Raw genomic sequence first — 24,796 nt, 5'->3', positions numbered from 1 at the left:
CATCTGTTACTAAAACAAAAGTTTTTCATATCCCTTGTTGGGTCTCGAAAAACTTTAACTTTAAGATTGGTCCCCGTGACCGGACTCGAACCAGCACAGTCTTCACTACTTGATTTTGAGTCAAGCGCGTCTACCATTTCGCCACACGGGGATATAAGCAGGCATAAGCCTACTTTTTATTCAATTTTTTGTTATTTTTATCAATTAAATCTAGATATAATGTTTCACAACTTTTCGCATATACTTCTTTAGCATATGGCTTTGTTGAGATTTCAGCGTTTTTAGATAGTGTGCCTAATATCTCAGGGTTTTGTCTAATGTGAATGAGATGTTTAACTAGTTCTTCATTCTTATTAAAGAAGATACCATTTTTACCATCTTCAACAAAGGCATCAAATACATCATCATATCTTACAATAATAGGAAGGGAAGCTGCAAGTGCCTCAACATAGGTTAGTCCTTGTGTTTCAGTTGTAGATGCATTTAAGAATACATCTGCAATTTGATAATAAAGACCTACTTCTGCATTTTTGACAAATCCTAAAGTATTAATATACTTAGATGCTTTTTTAGAATCAATCAGTTTATCTAGGACTGGTTTATCTGGACCATCACCAATGATGATGAATCTAGAGTTAGGATAAGATTTATAGAACTCTACAAAGGCTTCAACCAAATCACCAATTGATTTTTCTTTAGCAATTCTTGCTACTAGGATTGCTACAAATTCATCATTTCTAATACCTAATTTATCTTTAAGTGCTTGTACCTGTTCAGATGTGTAACTTGACTTATAAAAAGGTTTTAAATTGATACCTGAAGGGATAATTGTAAACTCACCATCATGTTTCAACCTAATCATTTTATCATAAATTTTCTTAGTTGGAACGATTGTCATATGACAATTTTTAGTATATTGATTATTTATTTTACCCGCTAATTTTTTAGCTGCATTTGGTGCAAATCTAGTAAGAAGTTTTGAAACATAGTGTGTATAGTCTTGATAACTTGTATGTAATGTATATACACTTGGAATACGTTCTTTTTTGGCAACTGCTAAACCTAGTTTACCCATAGAAAACTCTGTGTGTATATGTACAACATCAAGCTTTAGTTTACGCATTTTTCTTACATATCTTTTAACAAAAGGAACTAATCTGAAACCCTTTAAGGATTTTCTTGGTATAACCCACCCAGGAATACGAATTACACTTGGATCATTTTCAAATTTATCTTTAGATGGAATAGGCGTAATGACATAGACTTCATGTCCTAAAGCCTCTAATCCTTCTTTTAAATTAACTACTGATGTAACTACACCTGAAATCAGTGGTAAATACGCTTCTGAAAATATGCCTATTCTCATTTTATAGTTCTCCTAGTTTTTAATAATAAGAATCCAATAAAGCCAAATAGTAAACCTAAGTAATAAGTAATAATACGCCATATTAACATGACAGTTACAACTTGTACACTAGGCATTTTACCTGTTAATAGTAAACTGAAAGAAATCTCTGTACCACCACTTGCACCTGGTAGGGGTACAAACATCATGGTTGTAACTGCTAATATACTCGAATAAAATAGATAAAACGCATTCGTTGTGGTTATTGTTTGACCAAGTGCTCTTACAATGATTACAGTTGTTGAATATAATAAAGCTAGAGAAATAAGTTTGGTAAGTGAACTTAAGATAAATACACGTTTCTTTGTAAATAAGAACTTAACACCACCTTGAAACTCACCAACAAACTTCTCTGTTCTTGATTTTAGGCGATTCGCAGTTTTTTTAGTCCAATTAAATCGCTCAAAGAATGTAAAAATCGCTTCAAATAATTTATATGCAGTTCGAACATATCCTAATAAGAATAATCCAACTAGGATCGTAGTATTTATCGTATATCCAATAAGTATATAGATGATATTATGACCCATGACATTTAATATGTCTTGGAAATAAATAGCTATACCGATTGTAGATAATGTAACAGATACCGTTTGAAAGATAATAAAGTTTACCGCAAGTACGGATGTTGCTTGATTAGATGGTACACCCATTTTTCTATAATAATATAACTGAAATGGTTGTGCACCACTTGAAAATGGCGTGATACCGTTGAAAAATGTCTCAATCGACTGAATTAAGAAACCATCCACTAAACTGATCTCTTTATTTAATGCTCTAAGTACAATGTGATTAGAAATCGATAAGAAGACAAAACTTAAAAAACTTGCTCCTAATGCTAGCCATAAAAACCTGTTATCCATGGTTTTGATTGTACTTAATATTTCATTAAAATCGTTTAAACTACCAACTATAGTGAAAAGCGTTAACAGTATAACTACTACAACGATTCCATTTAACCATAATTTATTTGATTTTGTATTGTTGTTATTATTACTATTATTTTCCATATTACATTGCTTCTAAATGTTTCATACCTAGAAGTCTTAAACCCTCGATTAAGATATTTAAAATACTTTCTACTAATAATAGATTTGTTTGTCTTACAACATCATTACTATCATTAATTTTTACTTTAGCATAAAATGTATTAAATTCTTGTGATAATTGTAATAAATATTTAGCTACTGTAGATGGTGAATAACTTTCTGCTGCTCTTTGTACAACACTTGGGAATTGATCAAGTACTTTAATTAAACTATAATAGATTTCATCTTGATATAGTGTATAGTCTACTTGAGTAATATCTATTGTATTTGATTTTAGAATAGAGAAAATTCTTACGATAGAATATAACAGATATGGCCCAGTTTGTCCTTCAAACTTAAGCATACCATCTAAATCAAATTCAATATTTAAAGTTCTATCATTTTTAAGGTCATTAAAGATAACAGCACCAATACCTACAACTTTGGCTACTTGATCTTTATTTTCTAAGTTGGGATTCTTTTCTTCAATTGCTTGTTTTGCTTTTAATACGGCTTGATTTAACACATAGTCTAACTTTGTTGTCTTACCTTTTCTAGTAGACATCTTTTTACCATCTTGTAAAACAAGGCCAAAATTAATGTGTTCAATATTAAAATCATAACCCATCATTTTGACAACTTTCTTCAAGTTTTCAAAATGGAGTTTTTGTTCATTACCAACAACATATAATGCCTTATCAAAATGATATGTATCATTTCTATACAGTAGTGCTGCTAGATCTCTTGTAGTATATAGTGTTGCACCATCACTTCTTTTAATTAGTACAGGTGGTGTGTCATCTTCTAATTTGACAACCATCGCACCTTGATCTTCGACGAGTAAATGTTTATCTTCTAATTCTTTAACTACTCTATCCATTTTATCATTATAGAATGCTTCACCATTATAACTATCAAAACTAACATCTAAAATATCATACATAGTCATAAATTCTTGCAGGGATACTTCTCTAAAATATGTCCATAATTTTGTGTATTCTGGATCCCCTTGTTCTAGTTTTAAGAAAGCATCGCGAGCCTTTTGTTTTAATGATTCATCTTTTTCAGCTGCCTCGTGAAAACGCACATAAAGTGCTTGAAGCTCATCAATAGGATTAGCCTTAATTTTATCTTTGTCGCCCCACATACGGTATGCAACCATCATAGATCCAAATTGTGTACCCCAATCACCTAGGTGATTAATCCCTACAACGTTATAACCTAATTTTTGGTAAATTAATTTTAAACTATTACCGATAACCGTTGAACGTAAATGACCAACGCTAAAGCTTTTAGCAATATTAGGTGAGGAATAGTCGATAACAATAGTTTTATTATTATTTGGTTGTGTACCAAAGGATTGCTTCTCATCATGTATTGAATTTAAAATAGATTTGGATACATCCACTCGTTTTAGATAGATGTTTAAAAACCCTGCAGTAAATACTACAGATTCTACTAAACGATGTTGAATTAATATATCTTTAAATAAGTCAAAGATTTCAGGTAATTTTTTACCCATTTGTTTTTGATATCCAAATAATGGAATTGCTAAATCAGAATCGCCCCTTTTAGGTACTTCTAATACAACATCTTCTATATCTAAATGATCAAATAATAATTGTCTGAGCTCTAATTTAATTTGCTCTATCATGCATATCATCTCCATTTATCATATTATATCAAACTTTTAGGATAAATTATTTTTTTCCATTAGTTTTTTCATACTTTTTGGACATTTTATATTTTTGTGATAAAATAAAGTGACCCCTAACAAGGGGGTAAGTAAGCGAGGTACAATCATGCATGATCACAAAAATATAATCAAACTACTAAAAACTGCTCAAGGTCAAGTGGAGTCCGTAATTAAAATGACGGAAGATGACAGATATTGTTTAGATATTTCTACACAAATTAACGCTTCAATTGCCCTTTTAAAAAAAGCTCAAAAAGAACTGCTGGTCAATCATTTAAACACCTGTGTACTTGACTCAATTAATGCGGGTAGTTCAGAAGAAAAGATTGAGGAAATTAGCGTATTATTAAAAAAACTGCTCTAATAAATAAAAAATACTTCGTTCGAAGTATTTTTTTTATGTTTTTTAGTTGAGTATTGCTTGTACAGCATCACTTGCTAGTACATCATTATAGAAGTTAAATAATTGAAGTGGAATGTTTTCTTCGCTTAATACAGCAAAGTCAACAACTTCATTATTTAGTAGCACTAAGACAAATGGCACATTTGAAGCAACGATTTTTGCGTCTTCATATTTTTCATTTAGTCTTTCAACTAGTTTACTAAATTCTGTACCATCATGTTCAAAATGGTATAGTTTGACTTGATCTTTTAATTGAACATATAAATCTGATGGTGCAATTACTGGGTCAACTTTATCTGATCCATATAATCTTGCATATACGTTTGCTAGATGATTGCTACCATTTTCTAAAGATGGTGCACCAAAATACACGATTGATACTTGGTCAACTTTATTTGTAACTGAGTATAGACCTTTGTTAATACCTAAGAAACCATCTTCTAAACGATTAATTAAAATATAGTTATTATCTTTTGGTAATTTCTTTTCAAAATTTACATCTGTAGCTACGGCGCTGTATGAATCATAAAATACATCTTTAGGTGCAGGTTGAAGTACAACTAATAAAACGATCATTGCAGTTACTAAAGTAGCCATAATTACCCAAGTTAACCAATGAATTTTGCTTTCAACAGCACGATATTTCTTTGCCATGTCAAATTCTCCTTATAGTTTTCGCAAATATAATTATAACATGATTAAAATGTTAATTCAATGTTATTTTTCTAGCTTTGTTTTTAATTCGTTATCAAATACTCTATCTTTAATCATTTGAATTTCTAATTTGTATGGTGGTTTATCATTTACATACGGAGTTTCTAGTATTTTAGGAATCTCTTTAAATGCTTCATGATAAATCACTTTTAGTAAAGCGTCATAACCTATATAGCCAAAACCGATATTTTCATGACGGTCTTTGGAAGCACCTAATTCATTTTTAGAGTCGTTTACGTGGACTACAGAAATATAGTTTAATCCTACAATATCATCAAATAATTGGAGTGTTTTATCTAGATCATGAATGACATCATAACCTGCATCATGTACGTGACATGTATCAAAACAAACAGATACTCTTGATTTATCATCAACGCCATCTATGATTGCTTTGATTTCTTCAAAGGTTTTACCAATTTCATTGCCTTTTCCAGCCATCGTTTCTAAAGCAATTCTGACGTTGTATGATTTAGTGTTATCGATAATTTGATTTAAGCCTTCACTAATCCATTGAACCGCTTCTTCTCTATTACCACCAACTGCTGAACCCGGGTGTAAAACCATTTGGTTAATGCCCATTTGTCCAACACGAATGACTTCTTTTGTAAGAAACTCAACAGCAAATGCACGACGTTCTGGATCTGGGTTACATAAATTAATAATGTAAGGTGCATGCACCACGACATGATTTAAATCAATACCTTTTTCCTTCATGAGTGCATGCGCCTCTTCTATTTTCATTGTTTCAATTGGTTTTCTAATTGTATTTTGTGGGGCTCCGGTATATACCATCATGGTATTTGCATTGTATTCGAGTGCCTCTAATACACTACCATAGAACATATCATTCCCCTTGAGACTTACGTGACTTCCTAAGATCAGCATCCCTGTACCTACCTTTCTTTACCTTTTTAATTGCAGCTTTAACTTTTTCCGCGTGTTTTTTCTTATAGCCTGGTGTGACACGCTTTGGTTTGGCTATTTTTTTAATCGCGTTAGCAATCTTTTTATCATAAGTTTTTGATTTCTTTTTAGGTTTTTTAAAACCATCTGGTGTTAATGTAATTGGTATAAAATCAATACCTTGGTTTCTCAATTTATCAATCTTTTTTTGATCCATTTCATCATAGAGTGTATAAACTTCACCAGTATCACCCATACGTGCTGTACGCCCACTTCTATGTAGGAAAAACTCTAATTTAAATGGTAAATCATAGTGAATAATATGACTTGCTTTAAAATCAATTCCACGAGCTAATAAATCACTTGATACAACAAATTGATATTTTAAATTATGAATATCTTCTAAAATACGTTTTCTTTGTTTAACGCCTAAACTAGATTGGAACGATACAACGTTAACACCTTGTTCTAATAGATATTCATAGACAGTGTTGATGTCTTCATTTTTACTTACGAATATAATACTTAAGTAAGGATTAATACGTTTAATAACATCCATTAAACTTGCTAGTCTTTGTTCTCTTATGTTTAATAAGTAGTAATCAATATTTAAAGTAGTATCCCTCTTTGTATCAATAAAGATGTGGTTTCCAAAGTATTTTGCAATAAATGGTTCCATAGCTTTAGTAATACTTGCAGAAAATATCATAAATTTATCTATTTTTTGATTTGCTAAAACAGGATCTATTAAACTCATAAAATCTTCATCAAACATCATATCTGCTTCATCTAGTATGAAGTAATCTAAATGTTTAATATTTAAAGCATTTTTATGAATGACTAAATCGATTAATTTTGAAGGTGTTGTAATAACGATATTTGGATGACTGTTTTTTAGTTTTACAGCTTCTCTTTGCATATCTTGTGAACCATAATATGATTTATAACTTACAGTATCATCTGTTTCCAACAACATACTTTGAACTTGTATAACAAGTTCATTGGTTGGTAGTAAGATGATTGCTTCTACAACATTAGGTTCTCTTTTTAAGTTTTCTAAAACAGGAAAAAGATAAGCATGTGTCTTACCAGTTCCAGTTGGAGCTAAGCCCACAATATGTCGCTTATCATTAAAGTTTTTAATGACTTCAGTTTGTATTGGGGATAATTCAGTATACTTTAATTTCTCAAGCATTTCTTTTATTTTCATATTTTCACCTCCATAATTATATCATAATTTAGTGATAAACTTTTCATACGTGAACAGATTAAAAGGAATTTCATTATCACTGTGTAAAATTAAGTTACTTAATGATGCACCAGCTAAACGATAAATCCCACCTTCAAATTCATTTTCAAAAAGTGATGTCAGTTCATATTTGATAATTTCAGGATCATTTGTATAATCTTCTAGTGTTTTAGAACGGGTAATGGATTTAAAATCACTGGATTTGAGTTTAAATCCAACTGTTTTTGTAAGCATGTTATATTTTTTTAGTCTAACTAAGGATTCATCTAGTTGTGACATGATGATGTCTAATATAACGGACGGTTCATCCATATTTGTATTAAATGTGGTTTCAGCAGAAATAGATTTTGGTAAGCGGTATTTATCCGGATCAACAACATTTGAACTATTACCTAAAATATATTCTCTAAAACTATAATAAGTTTCTTCTTTCATTACACGTGTAATCTTTGGTAAGTTGGATAAGTCCATGAAGTCTTTAATTGTATTGATACCAAGTGCCATGAGTTTTGGGTATGTTTGTTTACCGATACCATAAATGTCAGTAACACTTAAAGGATATAGTAACTTTTCTACATCTCTTTTTCTTAACACCGTAATACCTAATGGTTTTTTCATATCACTTGCCATTTTGGCTAAAAATAATGTTGGTGCGATACCAATAGATGTTGGTAACTGGTATTTATCAACCAGTTCCTTTTGAATCTTTTTAGCCAACTTAATTGGGTGTATCTCCTCAGATGCTTTGGTCATATCTAAAAACGCTTCATCAATGGATGCTTGAAGGACTAAATCTGAATAAGCATCCAAAACTTCCATAAATTTGTTAGACATTTCTCTGTAAAATTTAAAGTCGACAGGTACTATAAGTAGTCTGGGAAATTTATTTAAAGCGTCTAACATGCTCATGCCAGCATGTATACCATATTTTCTAGCTTTATAGCTTGCTGTTGATACAACACCTCTTGGTTGAGAGGATTGTCCACCAACAACAAAAACCCTATGCTTCAAATGTGGCTCTTTAATCATGGCACATGTAGCGTAGAAAGCGTTTAAATCAATATGAAATATAACTTTATATGATTTTTTCAAATTAAAACTTCCTTTAATACATATTATATAGTATAATATCATAAGACAAATTATTTTGGAGTGATAACATGGCAAAAAAGAATTCTGTTTCTAAAAAACAACAACCAGTTGCAAAGAAAGATACATACGTATTTAAAGATCCAAGTGAATCTCTATGGGGAAAAATTGTTATAGGGCTTATCATTTTCGGAACAATTGCAGTAATTTTAATTGGTGCAATCATCGCAGTCGTTAACTTTTTTAGTTAATTAACAATACCTTTTAATAAATAAAATGAACTTACTTTATAAGTTCATTTTTTTATTATGATAATAATTTTTTAGCTTGTTCAATCGCAAACGGTGTAATTTCATCATCAGATAACATACTAGCGATCGCTAAAGTACGTTCTTCAAAGTTTAGGATATTAATTTGAGTTTGCATACGTTTATCGACTAATTCTTTATAGATTGCATAATGATAATCTGCCTTTGCAGCTACTTGTGGTAAGTGTGTTATCACGAGTATTTGCATCGTTTTAGCATGGCGTTTCATCACATTTGCCATTTTTGTTGCGGTTTTTCCGGATATACCAATGTCAATCTCATCAAAAACTAAGAGACTTAAGTCACTATTTATGGCATAAAGAGATTTTAATGCAAACATAAATCTAGCTTTTTCACCACCACTAGCTACTTTAGCAAGTGCTTTGAGGGGTTCACCTTCATTGAGTGATATCATAAACTCTACTGAATCTAGTCCATCCTCACCTAATACCATCTGAGGTTTTAAGGCTTCAAACTCAATTTTAAAAACTGCCTTTTCTAAATCAAGTTCATGTAAGGACTGAGTTAATTCTTTTTCTAGCTTAAGTGCTAGTTTTTTTCTATAACTACTTAGTTTTTCACCAAGTTTGTAAGCTTCATCATAATGTGTATCCAGTTTTGATTTAGCTATTTTTAAATAGCCATCAAAGTCTTGACTCATTAATAACTCATCGGTCATTTCTTCTAAGTACTTCACTAAGTCATCATTTGATTTTGCATATTTCGTCTCTATTTTAGATAGTTCATACAAACGTTCTTGATAATTATTGTATGCATCACTATCAAAATCTAGACTATCTAAAGAAGATTCAACACTTTTTTTAGCTTCTTCTAAGTTATAATAACTTTCTTCAAGAAGTTTTGATATTTCTTTAAATTCATTATCATATACAGAGATTTTAGACATTTGTTTGTATGCATCATATAAAAGATCTGTTTGAAAAAATTGCCCATTAAAGGTGTCATAACTTAGCTTTAGTGCTTGCTGAATACTATCAAAGTTTTTTAATCTTTGAACTTTTTCCTCTAATTCCTGTTTTTCTCCTAAGACTAGATTATAAGATTTTAACTCGTTGATTTGAAACTTTAAAAATTCAGCGCGTTCTTGGGTTTCTTGTTTCTTATTTTTTAGGTTTTCAAATGCCTTTAAAGCATCTAAATAAGTACTTCTTTTGAGCAAATAATGTTGTAGTAATTTGTTGATTTCTACTTGATTTAATAAGTCAATAAAAGATACATAGGTAGATTTATCTAGTAATTGATAGGTATCATTTTGTCCATGAATTAAGCCAATCTTATTCGTTATTTGTCTAAGTCTAGCAAGGGTGATTGTTTCATCATTTAGTTTTACTAGATGTCTACCTGATTGGTCTATTTCTCTACTCAGTGTAATATCATTGGGTAAGTCTAAATCTCTTGCTTGATTTGGTGTTAGACTAAATCTACCTAGAACGGTTGCTTTAGTTGTACCAGTTCTAATATACTCAGCATCTGAACGCTTTCCAAATAACAATTGTAAAGACTCTAAAAGAATCGATTTACCACTACCAGTTTCTCCAGTTAATGATGTTAAACCATGCTTAAACTCGATATTTAAATCATCAATTAAAGCGAAATTTTTAACTTCTAGATAATTTAGCATGTATTAACTCCTTGTACAGTAAATTAAATACTCTTGGTTTCCATCTTTGCCGGTTATTGGACTTGGTGTAAAACCTAAGATTTGTAATGATAATGACTTTAAGTGTTGCGTTGTTTTTTCAATGATTTTAGATATTTCTTTTTCTGATTTTAATATACCTTTTTTAAGCATATCCTTTGTTGTCTCAAATTGAGGTTTAAGTAAAAAGATGATCTCTTTTGCAAAAGGTGTGACATGACTTAAAATTGGTAATACCGATGTAAAGGATACATCTATAACAATCAGATCATTTTCGGGTAGATTAACATCTAATATGTTGGTTTGTTCAAACGATGAGACACGTACATCACTACGTAAGCTTTTTGCTAACTGATCTGTACCTACATCATATGCATAGACATGTTTTGCCCCATGGTTTAATACACTTTGAGTAAACCCACCAGTCGATGCACCGACATCGATGACGACTTTATTAGAAATATCTATACCAAAAACATCAATTGCATGTTCTAACTTCTCACCACCACGTGAAACAAAGACGTCGTCTTTATTAAATTTCACAACGTGGTGTTCAAGTACATCAAAAGATGGTTTAGTTATTACTTTATCGTCAATTGTTACAAAACCACGCTTAATAAAGTCACTAAACTGTGAACGTGTAATGTCTTTATAGTGGTCTGTTAAATATTTATCTAATCTCAAGATTTAACTTCAACAATTAAAGCTTCAGCCGCTTTAATCATTTCATATAATGATTTTGATAATTTCAATCCTTCTTGATATTTTTCAATAGATTGTTCTAAAGAAATATCTTTACTTTCAAGTTGCTTAACAACTTCTTCTAACTTTTTAATTGTTTCTTCAAATGTAAGTTTTTCACTCATATGTGTTTACCTTCCTTGCTTAATACTTTAACCTTGGCTGTACCATCTTTATATTGAATATCTAATTCATCATTCGTATTGATTTGTTCTATACTTGTAATCACTTTTTGATTTTTGGTTGTTAATGAGAAACCTCTTTGCATAATACGTAATGGATCTAGTCCTTGTAGTTGCTTTAGACTTGATTGATATTCGTAAGTTTTCAAGTCTACTTGCTTCTTATATAAAAGGTTTATTCTGGATGTTAATGTTTCTATACGTTCTTTATAACGTTCTATTTTTTCATCAGGCGACGTAAGTCTTTGACTTAAAAGTCTGACCTGATTTAAGTTATCTGTTAGTTTTGACTTATAAAAGTACGTTAATTTAGATGTTAAGTTATCAATTTGTTTATGTTCTAACTCTAACTTGGATTTAGGACTGGCTAGTTCAAGTCTTTCATCTAAATTAAGTATTAATGCAGTATAGTTTTTTATACGCTCATTCATATAGTACTGACTTAATTGAACTTTGTCTTTTATTTCTTTAATTAAGTCCGCCATATTCGGTGTAGCAAGTTCTGCTGCAGCTGTTGGTGTTGGTGCACGTAAGTCTGAAACATAATCAGATAGGGTTGTATCTGTTTCATGTCCTATTGCTGTAATAACAGGTATTTTAGACTGATGAATTGCAACAACGACTTCAGCCTCATTAAAACTCCATAAGTCTTCAATCGACCCACCACCGCGTCCTAAGATAATGACATCTGCTTGACTTTCTCTGTTGACTCTTGCTAGTGTTTTAACAATATCGTCTTTAGAACCTTCACCTTGAACTAAAATAGGATAGAGTTCAATTTTCGCGAGTAAGTAACGTCTTGAAATGGTTGTTTTTATATCTTGAATCACTGCACCAGTTTCAGATGTAATGACTGCAATAATCTTAGGAAACTTAGGAATAGGTTTTTTTAGTGATTCATCAAAATAGCCTAATTCTTGAAACATCTTTCTATTTTGTTCATATTTTAAGAAGAGCTCACCAATACCATCGAGTGTCATAGAAAAAATCGAGATACTATACGTACCACGTGCTTTATATAAAGAAATATAACCTTCTACTAATACTTTATCCCCTGCTTTAGGTTTAAAACTTAATGTAGATGCATACGTTTTAAACATCATTGCAGAGATTGCTGCATCTTCATCTTTTAATGAAAAATACAGATGTCCTGAACCATGATGCGTAAAATTTGAAATTTCACCTTTTAAAAATACGCGTTTAAGATGGTTATCATTTTCTAATTTGACTTTAATATATTCAGTTAGTGCCGAAACGCTTAAATACTTTTGTTCGTTCATATGCCCTACTTAATTTTTTTATATATATTATCAATTAAACTATTGTTAAATTTGTGTTGCTTTTCATCATCTAAATCTGTATATTCCTTGGATAATTCAATGGCTTCGTTAATCACGATTTCAGCCGGATCGATTTCTTTTAAAAGTGCGTATACCGCGACTCTAATAATTGCTAAATCTACTAAATTTAAACGATCAATTGTGTAGTTTTTGATTGTTGATGAAATTAAAAAATCTACATGTTCTAATTCATCTATCATGCCGTTAATAACTTCTTTGGATGCATCTTCAAGTAATGTGTAATCTAAAAAATCAACATGCTTGTGTAAACTATATTGATACATCACTTCCATTAGTTTTTTATATTGTGTTTGTGTCTTTTGCATAATTATTTACCTCAAATGTATTTTAACATAAAACTGGTATAAATATGCGCTTATGTGACATAATACACGATGATTTATGTTTAATAAAAAAACCTAATAGTACTTATCTTATCGATTACTATTAGGTTTATATATTTAGGTTTAGTTACTTAAGATGACAAGTTCCCATGCATCATCCATTAATTTCTTTAAATCTACATCATATCTAAAGAATTCAAAATTTGTATAAGGTACTGAGAATGCATAACCAATACGGTCATTGTCCCAGTTAAATTCTTCGTCTTGATATAAGTTTTGGTAAACTGCTTCAGAAATTGGTGAATAACCCATTTCTGTTGCATTATCAAGTAATGCATCATAAGTGGACATGAAGTTGATAAATTCATATGCCCAATCTTCATGTTTAGTATTTTTTGGAATAACATAGCCATCAATCCATACGTTTGTCCAAGTTGGTACAAAGTATGAATATTTTTCATTTTCTTGTAAGATGTATACCGCATCACCTGAGTAAACCATTGCTACATCATATGGTGTGTTATTATCAATCGCTTCACTTAAAATTTCATCTGACTTTATAGATGCATTTGATTTTGAGTATGCATCAATTAACCAGTTTTTAGCAACATTTATTTCAGTTGATGTTGCATTTTTCATTTCAAAATTATTAGCATATAGAGCCGCCATAAATGCATCTCTTGATGAATCATAAATCATTTTTGAATAGTCTGGATTATTTAGGATATTCCATTCTTCTTCAACAAGATCTTCATATAAGCCAGCTTTAGTATTGTTATAGATTAATCCAACTGTACCCCAAAAATATGGTAGTGAATATTCTAAAATATCAAATCCACCGGTATTTAATTGGTCAATTGCATTTGATAAATTCACTGAAAAATCAGCTTTATCAAAGTCAATACGGTCCCAATCAAGTGGTTTTAAATAATCCCCAGCTGCTAATTCTTCAATTGCATAGTCTGATGGAATAATTAAATCGTATGAGTTTACTTTAGCATTTGTTAGTAGTACTTCGTTTGAATCAAAGTAACGTAGTGCGACTTGAATGCCTGTTTCTTGTTCAAAAGCATCAATTAGATCTTCTGAGATATATTCTTTTGGCATATAAATTACTAATGCATTGGATGTACAAGCATTTAATATAAATAATGCTGCCATAATAAATGTTAAACTAAATATTTTCTTCATTTTTTTACTCTTCCTCGTGTTTTTTATTTCTTAAATTGACATAGTCTAGAATGACTTTGATGCCAATAATAAAGATAATGATGGTGGATAATGCGTTAATGTTTGGACGAATACCGTGTGACTGTGAATACATATAGGTTGAAATATTATTTACTAACTCTCCACTAGCAAACTTAGAAATAATATAATCGTCAAAACTCATTGTAAATGCGATTGCAGCACCTGCTACAATAGAACCTCTTAATTGTGGTAGTACCACTTTCCATAATGCTTTACCTGGTGTTGCACCTAAGTCATAAGCAGCATCTAAAAGGTTTGGATCTAAGCTACGCACTTTTGGATAAATTGCTAAAAGGGCGTAAGGTGTTGAAAAAGATATATGGGCTAGAATCATAGTCATCAGCCCGCGTTCAATCCCAAAAGCGATTAAGAATACAAAGAATGCAACCGCAGTTAAGATATCTGGTGAAAGGATGGGTATATTATTCACAGATAATGCAACTTCTCTAAATAGACGATTTTGTTTAGATAAGGCCATCGCGCCTAAAGTACCTAAAATGACTGCTGCCATGGTAGATATACCTGCAACTAATAATGTATTTAAGATAGGTTCCCTAAGAGATCTTGATGTAAATAAATCTACATACCAATTAAATGTGAAACCTGTAAATACAATCAGTGAATTTGATTGATTAAATGAGAATATAATCATTGAGATTAACGGTATTAAAACTGTAAGCAATACGATAAAGATATAAATATCTGCAAAGATTTTACCTTTAGTCTTCATTAGCTAATACCTCCTCATATTTATCTACCCTCTTAATTAAGAAGATAAATATCAGTAAGATGAGTGCAAGCACTAATGCAATCGCTGCACCATATCCAAATTTACCATTTTTAAATGCTAAATCTATTAGATCACCAATCATTTTTCTTTGTCCATTACCTAAGTATCTTGTAATAACTAATGTTGTTGATGCTGGTAAAAATACCATCATAAATCCAGTTAAAACGCTTGATAAAGACATCGGAATAACGACTCTTAAAATGGTTTGAAGTTTATTAGCACCTAAATCTTCAGCAGATTCAAATAGGTTTTTATCCATTTTAGACATATGTGTATAAATTGGTAATAACATAAACGGTAAATATAAGTACACCATACCAGTAATAATTGCTAAATCTGTACCTAGTAAGTATCTTGCTTCACCAAAGAATGTTGTTCCAATCATTTCAAATATAGAGCGTACAGCATATGCTAATAATAAAGAGTTAATAAACATATTAGATGTAATAAGAGATACTAATATCTTTTGTGTCATGAGCTTTCTTCTACTTAAGATGAATGCTAATGGGTAACAAATCACCAAACAAATAACAGCTGAGAAAAAGGATAAATAGACACTTTCTAACATACTTGAAATAAATGTTGGCTCTTTAAAAAATTGAATAAAATTATCAATAGTAAACTTAATAGAAATTAAGCTGTTTGAATCTGTTGTAAATGCATAGAGTAACATTAATCCAATTGGGATAATGACCAGTAAAATCATCATAAGATAATATGGGGCACCTAAATAGAATTCAAAATTCAATTTTTGTGTTTTATGCAGATGTTTTTGTTGCTTCTTAGGAAAATTAATCATTACCAGACCTCCATAACATGGATATCTTCTGGGAACCAGTCTAGATCAACTTTCATCCCTTCTGCTTTAAAATCTGTTGTATGTACTGTATAAATTCTATGTTCTGTTTTCACATCAATTTCGAAGTGTACACCTTTAAAAACAACACTATCAACTATACCACTAATTTTTCCGGTACCTAACTCTACAATATCTAAATCTTCAGGACGTAGAACAATGTCTACTTCTTGATTGGTGTCAAATCCTTTGTCGACACATTCAAAATCAAAACCATCAAAATGTACTAGATAATCTTGTTTCATTATGCCTGATACGATATTAGATTCACCAATAAAGTTTGCAACAAATCGGTTTATCGGTTCATTATAAATATCAACTGGTGTACCTACTTGTTGAATTTCACCCTTATTCATAACTACAATCTTATCACTCATCGTTAAAGCTTCTTCTTGATCGTGCGTTACGAAAATAAATGTAATACCAGCACTTCTTTGAATTTCTTTTAATTCATATTGCATTTCTTGACGTAGTTTTAAATCAAGTGCAGCAAGTGGCTCATCTAACAGTAACACCTTAGGTTCATTAATTAGTGCTCGTGCGATTGCAACACGTTGCATCTGACCACCACTTAATTTGGAAATAGAACGGTTTTCATAACCATCAAGACCTACCATTTTTAAATATTTAGACACTTTTTCTTCAATGATAAATTCATATTTCTTTTTAGAAATAAAGGTAGCTTGTAGGTCTTTAATATCTTGATCAAGTTTTTCTTTTAGTGCTTTCTTTTCTAGTTTAACTTGGTTTTTTAATTCAAGACTACTTGTTCTGTCATGATCTACCTTGTATTGTAGTTCATCAATTTGTTTTTTATAGATTTCTTTTAAAGTAGTAATTTCTTTTTTTGCTTCACGGTTTTGGTCTTTAACACGTAAACCAAATGCCACGTTTTCAAAAACATTTAAATGAGGAAATAAAGAATATCTTTGGAATACTGTATTTGTTGGTCTTTTATAAGCCGGTAATTTTAAAATATCTACACCATCAAATAAGACTTCACCACCTGTTGGTTCAATAAAACCACCAATAATTCTTAATGTCGTAGTTTTCCCACATCCAGATGGTCCAAGTAAGGTGACAAACTCATTACTTTTGATTTCTAGGTCAATACCCCTTAATACTACTTGATTATTAAACTCTTTAGTTACATCTTTTAATTCAATAAAAGCCATGATTTGTACCTTCCTTCACATATGTTTACTCATTGTAAAATATCGTCTTCATATTATCTCTATTTGTTTACTATATATAAACATATAGTTAAATTACAATAAACTAATCGCATATATTATATATATTTTTTCTTAGATGTCAACAATTAAGATTCATTAAATGATTTTTAATATTTTGTCGTTAATTATTAATTAATGTCTTATCAATTTAAGTGTTTATAGCTATATAAATAAAGATAAAACCTCAATAGCATTTTTCTATTGAGGTTCATATTGGGTGTATGAGTAAATTGCTAAAAGTTAACAAGCATCCGGCATGTAATCAGAATGTATTCTCACTGTACCATCAGCCAGAATATCTGTAGTTCTTACTTCAATATCGGATAAATCTAACCATTTAAGTTGTTCTTCTTTAAAAGGTGTACGCATACGGTCAGTAATAATATACTTATTTGGTTTTTCTTTATCTAAAAATTCTTTTACTGTCATATTAATCATCCCTTTCTATAGTTTGATTATACGCCATGAAAAAACTTATTTCATAAGATACGCTTAAATGTGTTAACAATCACTTGTTTCGTCAGTATCTTCTTTTACTTCTTTAGTTTTGTCACCTGACTCCGTTAAAATTGCAGTTATTGGAATAATTAAGAACACTAACCAAGCATATTGCCAGTAATTGCCAAGTGAGCCAAGAAGCATAAATATAGTAATTGCAATAAATGGCATATATGCTACAGGATGCTCGAATTTAGTACCATCATAGATACCAATCATTGGTATAAGTAATAAGATAATCCAACTCCAAGTCCAAATATTAGGGATCAAAAAACTTACCAAAAGATATGCGATAACCACAAGTAGCATCGATAATATTACCCATATTTTCTCTTTAACATTTACTTTATCACCAGATATTACTTGAATATAACCCAGTAAGATTCCTACAACTGTAGGTACTAGATACACCATCCATACATATCCTGCATTTTCAATCGTAAAGTAAATGGTAATATGTGCTGCCATCGCTAGTAATATTGTTGAGATCATGAAGATATCCTTCAATTTTATGGGTTGAGTTAAGATTGCAATTACAGGAATAAGTGCAAATATAGCCCATCCATAATAATAAAACTCAGAAACAATAAATGCACTAACAATCATATAGATGGTTAGAAAGACAAATGGAGATAGTGCAACTATTTTTTCACTACCCTTACTGTTTAATGCAATCGCTGAAACCGGAATAATTAAGAATATCAGCCAACCTGGGTGCCATAAATCAAATAAGAAACCTAATATGAAGAAAGTAATTGTAGCAACAAATGGACTAATCGCTACAATCATATCCTTCTTTCTAGTATTTACAATAATTGCAGTTACTGGAATGAGTAGGTAAGATATCCATGCATATGCCCAACCATCAAAAGCAAAGCCAACTAAGAAAAACAGTATCGTTGAAATAAATGGCATCACTGCAACGATTCTATTATCTTTAGATTTTTCATGACGTAATGTATCTTCGATACCATAATAAATATCTTTAGCAGTACCTAATTTAGATATGACATCCTCATCACTTAATCCTAAGCCAATAGCTTCATCATAAAGCTCTGAGTAATCTGCAATCACATTGTCAATGTCATGTTTGATTACTTCTTTTTCTCTAAAGTAATCATAAATTTCTTTTAAGTATGTTTTTTTATTCATCTTGTTCACCCTTCAATATATAATTTACATTTTTGATAAATGCATCCCAATCTTCTGTAAATAACGCTAACTTCTTTTCACCCTCTAAGGTGATCTTGTAATACTTTCTTTGTGCCCCTAAGGGACTATCTTTGGTATAAGTTTCAAAGAGTTTTTGTTCTGTAAGTCTTCTAAGTATCGGATAAATTGTATTTTCATTAATATCTAATATATGTGATAACTTATCGATAATTTCAAAGCCATACATTTCTTTATCTTTAACAACTTTTAAGATACATAAATCAAGTATCCCTTTCTTAAATTGTGTATTCAATTTATCGCCCTTTCTTGTGTATTGTGTTTAACACACTACTATAATATCACATGTACTGTGTAAAACACAATACATATACTTTATATTTTTAATCATAAAAAAAATACAGCCTTGTTAGGCTGTATTCTAGTTAATTATTCTTTAATGAGTGCAGTTGAGTGTTCAAATTTACGTGTTTTTTCTGGATAAAGCAGTGTTGTGATGGATTGAATAGCTGTTGCAGCCTCACCTTGACCTGTAGAAATTAGTTTAACTTTACCTGGATAATCAATACCATTACCTGCAGCATAAATACCATCAAGACTTGTTTTCATGGTGTAGTCTACTTTAATTAGACCTTTTTCACCTTCAATACCCCACTCATCTAGTCTGGATTTTGTGAGTACAAAGCCGTAGTTTACAACGATATAGTCTGCATCTAAATTTAATCTTTCATGTGTTTTAGCATGTTTAAGTACTAAAGTGTGAACTAGTTTGTCATTACCTTCTACTGTATCTACAATATAGGGTGTAAGAATTGTACCTTTTTCTCTAAAGTGATCTACACTAGATTGAAGTGCTCTAAATTCATCTCTTCTATGGACTAATGTAACATCTTTTGTGTATTCAGATAAATCGATTGCCCAGTCAAGTGCAGAATCCCCTCCACCTAAAACGACTATTTTTTTATCTTTAAATTGGTTTAAGTCTTTAATAAAGTATAAGATATTGTCGTAATGTTCATCAATCTTTAACTTTTGAGGAACAAATCCACCACCACCATGTGCAATTAAAACAAACTTAGTTTCAATGGTTTTAGTTGTTGTAGTAACAATAAAGTGATCGTCATGTTTTTTAATATCGATAGCTTCTTCATTATAATAAATTGGTAAATCTGATTTAAATCTTTCATATTGTAGAACTTGTCCATCAATATAGTCTTTAGCGGTTATCTTTGGAAAACCAGGTATATCATAAATATACTTATCTTTATATACTGCAGTTAATTGTCCACCTGGTTCAGCACTTGATTCTATGACTGCAGCCTTTAAATTTCTAAGACCTGCTAAAAATGCTGCATATAATCCGGTTGGACCTGCACCAATAATTAATACTTCTAACATAAATGCATCTCTCCTTGTTATCTTCATAGATTATAGCAAACTTTTATTATTTCTATAGAAGCAATGCTTCATTTGGTAAATTGTGGTAATTTAGCTTAAGGTTTATATAATAAAAAGGGATTTTATATCCCTTTTAAATGTTTATCTATGATTGCTTGCGGCATGTAGTAATAGACTACATAAGCAAATATAAGTTTTGCTATATCCCAAATATAGTATGGTATAAAAACACCTATGGTATATATAAAATCCAAACTTGTCGCATACATAAAGATTGCTATACCAAATAAATAAACAATCAAGAAGCCAAATATCATTAAGACGATTCCATCTTGTAAGATATTTTTACTTTTAGATTTAAATAAGGATATACCAGGAGCTACAACTAAAAATGATAATAAAAATCCCCCTGTCGGTGCTACAAAACTTTGAAATCCACCGCCAGTTGTAAAAATAGGCATACCAAATGCACCAGCAGTTAAATAGACTAATACTGCTAAAAATGCATCTAGAGGTGTTAATAATAATCCCGTAAGCACAATCATTAACGTTTGTAGGGTAAAACTTACAGGTGGTACTGGTACATTCATAAATGTAGAGACAGCAATTAAAGCTGCAAACATAGATATAATAATAATTCTTTTAATCGTCATATTGCACCTTAAAAATGAACTTTCTAAAAGATTAGTCATTAGTTTAGACATAATCTTTCTTACATTTTGAGTTTTCTTTGTTTCTAAAAATATGGACGTTGCCTTAAACTTGTGAAATATAAATTGATTCACATTTAAACCAATACCTACGATGACATAATCAAATTTATCGCCCGATCCTTTTGTTTCCATCAATATTCCGCATAACTTTTTTTGATGACAATAGACGTCATTAGGCTCTTTGAAATATACATCTAAACCTAATGAACCTAGTGTTGAAAAGATACTACTTTTCACCCATTCTTTGATTGTAATCAGCTGATTTATCGGTACATCTTTAATCATAAACGAAAGTAATAAATTACGTCCATTCGCACTCATCCATTGACGTTCGAATTGACCTCTACCTTTAGTTTGATAATCTGTTCTTACAAAGGTAAAAGAGTCCAGTTTTTCATAATTTTGTTTTAGATAGTCACTGGTTGAGGGTATTTTTTTAAACTCTATTAATTTTACTTTAACCATGATCAGCCAATAGCAAAACTAATATCAGCTTCACATACTAATTCGCCTTCTACCCATGCTTTAGCGCTACCCACACCAAAAGCACCACGAATACGGGTTAATACTGTTTCAACTTTTAAAGTATCTCCTGGACGTACTTGTTTACGCCATTTAACGTTGTTAGCTCCTGTAAAAAATCCGATTTTACCTTTGAACTCTGGAATACTTAGTAAAGCAATCGCACCAACTTGAGCCATTGTTTCTAGTATTAATACACCAGGCATTACAGGATACTGAGGAAAATGTCCTTTAAAGTAATATTCTTCTGCTTTTACATATTTAATACCTACACATTTTTCTTTTTCAACAAGTTCTAAAACTTCATCAACCATTAAAAAAGGATCTCTATGTGGTAATATTTCTTGAATTTGTTCTCTATTTAATAATGCCATATTTATTCTCCATATTTCTTATATAACACAACTGCATTTTGGCCACCAAAACCTACGTTGATATTCATAGCATAATTGATATCACGTTTTACGGCTTTGTTTACTGTATAGTTTAAGTCACATTCAGGATCTACATTACTGTAGTTGATTGTTGGTGGAATTAAACCTGTTTGTAGTGCTTTGATACAAAAGATACTTTCTACTGCACCGGTTGCACCTAACATATGGCCTGTTGCACCTTTTGTAGAAGATACATTCAAATCGTATGCATGTTCTTTAAAAGCACGTTTAATACCTAGTGTTTCAATTTTATCATTTAGTAATGTGGATGTACCGTGTGCATTGATATATCCAACGTCAGTTGGTGATACTTTAGCATCTTCAAGTGTTAACTCAATAGCCTTAGTTAATCCATCAGCAGCATTATCTGGTGCAGTCATATGGAATGCATCTGATGTTGAACCATAACCAACGATTTCAGCATAGATTTTAGCACCACGTTTTTGGGCACTTTCTAAAGATTCTAAAATAAGAACCCCTGAACCTTCTCCCATTACAAAGCCACTTCTTTCTTTATCGAAAGGACGACTTGCTTTATTAGGATCTGTTTCAGTTGAAAGTGCTTTTAAAGCTGCAAATCCACCGATACCAGTTTCATTTATACTTGCCTCTGCACCACCTGCGAAAGCTAAATCTAAATATCCATCACGGATATTTCTGAATGCTTCACCTATTGCATTTGTTGCAGCTGAACATGCTGTAACAATCGGTATATTTGGACCCTTTACTTGGAACTTAATAGATATCATACCACCTACCATATTTACAATAGAATTTGGTATGAAAAAAGGTGAAATTCTATCAGCACCACGTAGTGCTTTTATAGAAATATCTTTTTCCATAGTATCTAGTCCACCAATTCCAGATGTTACAAACGTACCAAATCTATATGGGTCATAATCAGTGTCTTTTAGTCCGCTATCCTCGTATGCTTGCATGGCTGCAATCGTACCTAAAATCATGACTTTATCACTACGTTTAATTTCTTTTTTATCTAGGTAATCTTCAAAATTAATGTTTTTTAATTCACCAGCAATACTTATTTTTACCTTTTCAGTATCAAAATAAGTAATTGGACCTAATCCATTCTTACCATCAATAATGGCATCAAATGATTCATCTACACTATTACCAACAGGGTTAATTGTACCCATCCCTGTAATAACGACTCTTCTTTTCATATATTCACCCACTCTTAAATTGTTAACCCGCCGTCAACATCAATCACTACACCAGTGATGTATCCTGCTTCTGGTGATGCTAAAAATCCAACTAGATTTGCGATATCTTCAGGTTGTCCATAACTACCTAATGCAATGTATCTTAACATTTCTGCACGAACTTGTTCAGGTAGGTTTCTTGTCATTTGTGTTTCAATAAATCCAGGAGCAATTGCGTTTACTGTCACTTTTCTTGATGCAAACTCTTTTGCTAAGGTTTTAGTAATTCCAATCACACCAGCTTTTGCTGCACCATAGTTTACTTGGCCAACATTACCATATTCACCAATAACTGATGCAATATTAATAATTCTACCATAACCAGCCTTTAATAATGGCCTTGCACTGTGTTTTGATATATTGAAAACACCTTTTAAGTTTGTATTAATGACACGGTCAAATTGATGTTCTGACATTCTTAGGATGAGTGCATCATCAGTAATACCTGCATTATTAACTACAATATTTAATGTACCCATTTGTCTTACTGTTTCATCAATTAAATTTTGAGCAGATTCGAAATTAGAAACGTCTGCATGAAGTGCGATTGCTTTGACTTGATATGTACTTGCTAATTCGTCTGCTACTTGCTTAGCCTCTTCAGGTCCAACAAAATAGTTTATGACAATATTTGCACCCATAGATGCTAATTTTGTTGCAATAGCTTTACCAATTCCTGTAGAACCACCTGTTACTAATGCTACTTTATCTTTTAAACTCATTATAAAATCTCCTCTAAATTTTTTATATCCTCAAATTTGGATACATTATATATTTTGCTTTCAGGACTAATTTTTTTAACTAAACTTGAAAGTACTTGACCTGGACCGACTTCAATAAATCTTTCAAATCCATCTTTAACCATGTGTTGAATCGTTTGTTTGAAATATACTGGATTTGCTATTTGCTCATAGATTTCATTTAAAACATCTTCTTTTTTTAATGGCATTGCTGTTGTATTGGCATAAAGTACTTTATGAGCATCATGAAGTTTAAAATTTTCTGCATAAAGTTTTAAACTTGAGCCTGCATCTTTCATATAAGGTGAATGGAAGGCTCCTGATACATTTAGCATCATCGCTCTTCTAGCACCTTTTTCTTTAGCTAAATCTACAGCTAACTGTACTGCTTTTTTAGATCCAGAGATAACAAGTTGACCATCACTATTATAGTTTGCTGCAACTACTAAATCATTTGGTGTTGACACTTCCTTACAAATTGCCTCAACAACATCATCACTAAGGGATAAGATAGCTGCCATGGCGCCAGGGTTTAGGGTAGATGCCTCTTGCATAAGTTTTGCTCGCATATTAATTATCTTTAAGATGTTTTCTGCTTCATAAAATCCCGCAGCATATAGACCAGCAAACTCACCTAATGAAAAGCCTGCATATCCATCAATCTTTAACCCTTGTGATACTAAGTAATCATGGATTAACATTTCTACTACAACCATTAATGGTTGTGTATATCTTGTATCATTTATTTTGGTTTCATCTTTTAAATGAGATAAGATGTCTAAATCTAAAATAGCTGCGTATGACTCTAGTTTATGCTTTAACTCTGGAACATTTTCAATGAAATCTAGTCCCATGTTGACGTATTGAGCACCTTGACCAGAAAATAAAATCGCTGTTTTCATAA

At 31.2% G+C, this 24,796-nt stretch carries 27 protein-coding genes and 1 tRNA gene; 2 read left to right on the top strand and 26 right to left on the bottom strand.

Annotated elements, in window-relative coordinates; translation table 11 throughout:
* Window positions 1-67: 67 nt before the first annotated feature.
* The 4 genes from ACL_RS02445 to argS all read right to left on the bottom strand — a co-directional run bounded on the left by ACL_RS02445 (window position 68) and on the right by argS (window position 4,087).
* Window positions 68-151, bottom strand: a tRNA-Leu gene (locus ACL_RS02445).
* An 18-nt stretch (window positions 152-169) separates the two neighbouring features.
* On the bottom strand, window positions 170-1,366 hold the full coding sequence (gene mgs, locus ACL_RS02440; protein WP_012242437.1) for an alpha-monoglucosyldiacylglycerol synthase: 1,197 nt from the start codon (window positions 1,364-1,366) through the stop codon (window positions 170-172).
* Complete coding sequence (locus ACL_RS02435; RefSeq protein WP_012242436.1) at window positions 1,363-2,415, bottom strand: lysylphosphatidylglycerol synthase transmembrane domain-containing protein; 1,053 nt, start codon at window positions 2,413-2,415, stop codon at window positions 1,363-1,365. Before ACL_RS02435 ends, mgs begins: the two co-directional genes overlap by 4 nt.
* Before the next feature lies 1 nt (window position 2,416).
* Complete coding sequence (gene argS / locus ACL_RS02430; protein ID WP_041633824.1) at window positions 2,417-4,087, bottom strand: arginine--tRNA ligase; 1,671 nt, start codon at window positions 4,085-4,087, stop codon at window positions 2,417-2,419.
* A 148-nt stretch (window positions 4,088-4,235) separates the two neighbouring features.
* On the opposite strand from argS, the gene ACL_RS02425 reads away from it, so the two are divergent.
* Window positions 4,236-4,493: a metal-sensing transcriptional repressor gene (locus tag ACL_RS02425; protein WP_012242434.1), complete on the top strand. Its 258-nt coding sequence runs from the start codon at window positions 4,236-4,238 to the stop codon at window positions 4,491-4,493.
* A 42-nt stretch (window positions 4,494-4,535) separates the two neighbouring features.
* Here the strand turns inward: ACL_RS02425 and ACL_RS02420 are convergent, their stop codons facing one another.
* The 4 genes from ACL_RS02420 to dinB form a co-directional block, all read right to left on the bottom strand.
* Window positions 4,536-5,186: a hypothetical protein gene (locus ACL_RS02420; RefSeq protein ID WP_012242433.1), complete on the bottom strand. Its 651-nt coding sequence runs from the start codon at window positions 5,184-5,186 to the stop codon at window positions 4,536-4,538.
* A gap of 63 nt (window positions 5,187-5,249) precedes the next feature.
* A complete protein-coding gene (locus tag ACL_RS02415; protein WP_041634653.1) occupies window positions 5,250-6,131 on the bottom strand; it encodes a deoxyribonuclease IV in 882 nt (293 codons plus the stop codon).
* Window positions 6,094-7,362 carry a DEAD/DEAH box helicase gene (locus ACL_RS02410; RefSeq protein WP_012242431.1) on the bottom strand — a complete coding sequence of 423 codons (1,269 nt, stop codon included), beginning with the start codon at window positions 7,360-7,362 and terminating at the stop codon, window positions 6,094-6,096. The genes ACL_RS02415 and ACL_RS02410 overlap by 38 nt, the downstream gene beginning before the upstream one ends.
* Before the next feature lie 21 nt (window positions 7,363-7,383).
* On the bottom strand, window positions 7,384-8,493 hold the full coding sequence (dinB, locus tag ACL_RS02405) for a DNA polymerase IV (RefSeq protein ID WP_049751942.1): 1,110 nt from the start codon (window positions 8,491-8,493) through the stop codon (window positions 7,384-7,386).
* Between the two features lie 68 nt (window positions 8,494-8,561).
* On the opposite strand from dinB, the gene ACL_RS02400 reads away from it, so the two are divergent.
* Window positions 8,562-8,741 carry a hypothetical protein gene (locus tag ACL_RS02400; RefSeq protein WP_041633819.1) on the top strand — a complete coding sequence of 60 codons (180 nt, stop codon included), beginning with the start codon at window positions 8,562-8,564 and terminating at the stop codon, window positions 8,739-8,741.
* Between the two features lie 55 nt (window positions 8,742-8,796).
* Here the strand turns inward: ACL_RS02400 and recN are convergent, their stop codons facing one another.
* The 18 genes from recN to ACL_RS02310 all read right to left on the bottom strand — a co-directional run bounded on the left by recN (window position 8,797) and on the right by ACL_RS02310 (window position 24,794).
* Window positions 8,797-10,440 carry a DNA repair protein RecN gene (gene recN, locus ACL_RS02395; protein ID WP_012242429.1) on the bottom strand — a complete coding sequence of 548 codons (1,644 nt, stop codon included), beginning with the start codon at window positions 10,438-10,440 and terminating at the stop codon, window positions 8,797-8,799.
* Window positions 10,441-10,443: 3 nt separating this feature from the next.
* Window positions 10,444-11,142: a TlyA family RNA methyltransferase gene (locus ACL_RS02390; protein ID WP_012242428.1), complete on the bottom strand. Its 699-nt coding sequence runs from the start codon at window positions 11,140-11,142 to the stop codon at window positions 10,444-10,446.
* Window positions 11,139-11,324, bottom strand: a complete 186-nt coding sequence (gene xseB / locus ACL_RS02385) for an exodeoxyribonuclease VII small subunit (protein ID WP_012242427.1) — start codon at window positions 11,322-11,324, stop codon at window positions 11,139-11,141. Before xseB ends, ACL_RS02390 begins: the two co-directional genes overlap by 4 nt.
* The gene (xseA, locus tag ACL_RS02380; protein ID WP_012242426.1) at window positions 11,321-12,661 is read right to left on the bottom strand and encodes an exodeoxyribonuclease VII large subunit; all 1,341 of its coding nucleotides are present in this window, start codon (window positions 12,659-12,661) and stop codon (window positions 11,321-11,323) included. The genes xseB and xseA overlap by 4 nt, the downstream gene beginning before the upstream one ends.
* A 5-nt stretch (window positions 12,662-12,666) precedes the next feature.
* A complete protein-coding gene (locus tag ACL_RS02375) occupies window positions 12,667-13,047 on the bottom strand; it encodes a transcription antitermination protein NusB (RefSeq protein ID WP_012242425.1) in 381 nt (126 codons plus the stop codon).
* Between the two features lie 141 nt (window positions 13,048-13,188).
* Window positions 13,189-14,256 carry an ABC transporter substrate-binding protein gene (locus ACL_RS02370; protein WP_012242424.1) on the bottom strand — a complete coding sequence of 356 codons (1,068 nt, stop codon included), beginning with the start codon at window positions 14,254-14,256 and terminating at the stop codon, window positions 13,189-13,191.
* Window positions 14,257-14,260: 4 nt separating this feature from the next.
* The gene (locus ACL_RS02365) at window positions 14,261-15,046 is read right to left on the bottom strand and encodes an ABC transporter permease (RefSeq protein ID WP_012242423.1); all 786 of its coding nucleotides are present in this window, start codon (window positions 15,044-15,046) and stop codon (window positions 14,261-14,263) included.
* Complete coding sequence (locus tag ACL_RS02360) at window positions 15,036-15,905, bottom strand: ABC transporter permease (protein ID WP_012242422.1); 870 nt, start codon at window positions 15,903-15,905, stop codon at window positions 15,036-15,038. The genes ACL_RS02365 and ACL_RS02360 overlap by 11 nt, the downstream gene beginning before the upstream one ends.
* Window positions 15,905-17,137 carry an ABC transporter ATP-binding protein gene (locus ACL_RS02355; protein WP_012242421.1) on the bottom strand — a complete coding sequence of 411 codons (1,233 nt, stop codon included), beginning with the start codon at window positions 17,135-17,137 and terminating at the stop codon, window positions 15,905-15,907. Before ACL_RS02355 ends, ACL_RS02360 begins: the two co-directional genes overlap by 1 nt.
* A 300-nt stretch (window positions 17,138-17,437) precedes the next feature.
* Complete coding sequence (locus ACL_RS02350; protein WP_041633816.1) at window positions 17,438-17,626, bottom strand: hypothetical protein; 189 nt, start codon at window positions 17,624-17,626, stop codon at window positions 17,438-17,440.
* A gap of 72 nt (window positions 17,627-17,698) precedes the next feature.
* Window positions 17,699-18,847 carry an HAAS signaling domain-containing protein gene (locus ACL_RS02345; protein WP_012242419.1) on the bottom strand — a complete coding sequence of 383 codons (1,149 nt, stop codon included), beginning with the start codon at window positions 18,845-18,847 and terminating at the stop codon, window positions 17,699-17,701.
* Entirely contained in the window at window positions 18,840-19,160 is a 321-nt protein-coding gene (locus ACL_RS02340; protein ID WP_041633812.1) for a PadR family transcriptional regulator, read from the bottom strand. Before ACL_RS02340 ends, ACL_RS02345 begins: the two co-directional genes overlap by 8 nt.
* A 134-nt stretch (window positions 19,161-19,294) precedes the next feature.
* Window positions 19,295-20,290 (bottom strand): NAD(P)/FAD-dependent oxidoreductase, encoded by a 996-nt coding sequence (locus tag ACL_RS02335; protein WP_012242417.1) that lies wholly within the window; start codon window positions 20,288-20,290, stop codon window positions 19,295-19,297.
* 95 nt (window positions 20,291-20,385) lie between these two features.
* Window positions 20,386-21,441, bottom strand: coding sequence for a biotin--[acetyl-CoA-carboxylase] ligase (locus ACL_RS07200; protein WP_012242416.1), 1,056 nt, complete (start codon window positions 21,439-21,441; stop codon window positions 20,386-20,388).
* 2 nt (window positions 21,442-21,443) lie between these two features.
* Window positions 21,444-21,872 carry a 3-hydroxyacyl-ACP dehydratase FabZ gene (fabZ, locus tag ACL_RS02325; RefSeq protein ID WP_012242415.1) on the bottom strand — a complete coding sequence of 143 codons (429 nt, stop codon included), beginning with the start codon at window positions 21,870-21,872 and terminating at the stop codon, window positions 21,444-21,446.
* Between the two features lie 2 nt (window positions 21,873-21,874).
* Window positions 21,875-23,113, bottom strand: coding sequence for a beta-ketoacyl-ACP synthase II (gene fabF, locus ACL_RS02320; protein ID WP_012242414.1), 1,239 nt, complete (start codon window positions 23,111-23,113; stop codon window positions 21,875-21,877).
* Between the two features lie 14 nt (window positions 23,114-23,127).
* Window positions 23,128-23,874, bottom strand: a complete 747-nt coding sequence (gene fabG / locus ACL_RS02315; protein ID WP_012242413.1) for a 3-oxoacyl-[acyl-carrier-protein] reductase — start codon at window positions 23,872-23,874, stop codon at window positions 23,128-23,130.
* Window positions 23,874-24,794, bottom strand: a complete 921-nt coding sequence (locus ACL_RS02310; protein ID WP_012242412.1) for an ACP S-malonyltransferase — start codon at window positions 24,792-24,794, stop codon at window positions 23,874-23,876. Before ACL_RS02310 ends, fabG begins: the two co-directional genes overlap by 1 nt.
* Window positions 24,795-24,796: the final 2 nt, after the last annotated feature.

The sequence above is a fragment of the Acholeplasma laidlawii PG-8A genome, from assembly GCF_000018785.1.
In the GTDB taxonomy this organism is placed as follows: domain Bacteria; phylum Bacillota_I; class Bacilli_A; order Acholeplasmatales; family Acholeplasmataceae; genus Acholeplasma; species Acholeplasma laidlawii.
Note: the sequence above shows the minus strand (reverse complement) of the source record. Positions and strands in the feature narration are given on the sequence as shown.

What these genes read in the sequence shown, in the direction of transcription:
- fabG (WP_012242413.1), bottom strand. Translation starts at nt 23,874, where the DNA reads ATGAGTTTAAAAGATAAAGTAGCATTAGTAACAGGTGGTTCTACAGGA.
- ACL_RS02370 (WP_012242424.1), bottom strand. Translation starts at nt 14,256, where the DNA reads ATGAAGAAAATATTTAGTTTAACATTTATTATGGCAGCATTATTTATA.
- ACL_RS02410 (WP_012242431.1), bottom strand. Translation starts at nt 7,362, where the DNA reads ATGAAAATAAAAGAAATGCTTGAGAAATTAAAGTATACTGAATTATCC.
- ACL_RS02335 (WP_012242417.1), bottom strand. Translation starts at nt 20,290, where the DNA reads ATGAAGATAACAAGGAGAGATGCATTTATGTTAGAAGTATTAATTATT.
- mgs (WP_012242437.1), bottom strand. Translation starts at nt 1,366, where the DNA reads ATGAGAATAGGCATATTTTCAGAAGCGTATTTACCACTGATTTCAGGT.
- ACL_RS02365 (WP_012242423.1), bottom strand. Translation starts at nt 15,046, where the DNA reads ATGAAGACTAAAGGTAAAATCTTTGCAGATATTTATATCTTTATCGTA.
- ACL_RS02310 (WP_012242412.1), bottom strand. Translation starts at nt 24,794, where the DNA reads ATGAAAACAGCGATTTTATTTTCTGGTCAAGGTGCTCAATACGTCAAC.
- argS (WP_041633824.1), bottom strand. Translation starts at nt 4,087, where the DNA reads ATGATAGAGCAAATTAAATTAGAGCTCAGACAATTATTATTTGATCAT.
- xseA (WP_012242426.1), bottom strand. Translation starts at nt 12,661, where the DNA reads ATGAACGAACAAAAGTATTTAAGCGTTTCGGCACTAACTGAATATATT.
- ACL_RS02355 (WP_012242421.1), bottom strand. Translation starts at nt 17,137, where the DNA reads ATGGCTTTTATTGAATTAAAAGATGTAACTAAAGAGTTTAATAATCAA.
- ACL_RS02425 (WP_012242434.1), top strand. Translation starts at nt 4,236, where the DNA reads ATGCATGATCACAAAAATATAATCAAACTACTAAAAACTGCTCAAGGT.
- ACL_RS02360 (WP_012242422.1), bottom strand. Translation starts at nt 15,905, where the DNA reads ATGATTAATTTTCCTAAGAAGCAACAAAAACATCTGCATAAAACACAA.
- ACL_RS02345 (WP_012242419.1), bottom strand. Translation starts at nt 18,847, where the DNA reads ATGAATAAAAAAACATACTTAAAAGAAATTTATGATTACTTTAGAGAA.
- ACL_RS02400 (WP_041633819.1), top strand. Translation starts at nt 8,562, where the DNA reads ATGGCAAAAAAGAATTCTGTTTCTAAAAAACAACAACCAGTTGCAAAG.
- ACL_RS02435 (WP_012242436.1), bottom strand. Translation starts at nt 2,415, where the DNA reads ATGGAAAATAATAGTAATAATAACAACAATACAAAATCAAATAAATTA.
- ACL_RS07200 (WP_012242416.1), bottom strand. Translation starts at nt 21,441, where the DNA reads ATGGTTAAAGTAAAATTAATAGAGTTTAAAAAAATACCCTCAACCAGT.
- fabF (WP_012242414.1), bottom strand. Translation starts at nt 23,113, where the DNA reads ATGAAAAGAAGAGTCGTTATTACAGGGATGGGTACAATTAACCCTGTT.
- ACL_RS02350 (WP_041633816.1), bottom strand. Translation starts at nt 17,626, where the DNA reads ATGACAGTAAAAGAATTTTTAGATAAAGAAAAACCAAATAAGTATATT.
- xseB (WP_012242427.1), bottom strand. Translation starts at nt 11,324, where the DNA reads ATGAGTGAAAAACTTACATTTGAAGAAACAATTAAAAAGTTAGAAGAA.
- recN (WP_012242429.1), bottom strand. Translation starts at nt 10,440, where the DNA reads ATGCTAAATTATCTAGAAGTTAAAAATTTCGCTTTAATTGATGATTTA.
- fabZ (WP_012242415.1), bottom strand. Translation starts at nt 21,872, where the DNA reads ATGGCATTATTAAATAGAGAACAAATTCAAGAAATATTACCACATAGA.
- ACL_RS02420 (WP_012242433.1), bottom strand. Translation starts at nt 5,186, where the DNA reads ATGGCAAAGAAATATCGTGCTGTTGAAAGCAAAATTCATTGGTTAACT.
- ACL_RS02375 (WP_012242425.1), bottom strand. Translation starts at nt 13,047, where the DNA reads ATGCAAAAGACACAAACACAATATAAAAAACTAATGGAAGTGATGTAT.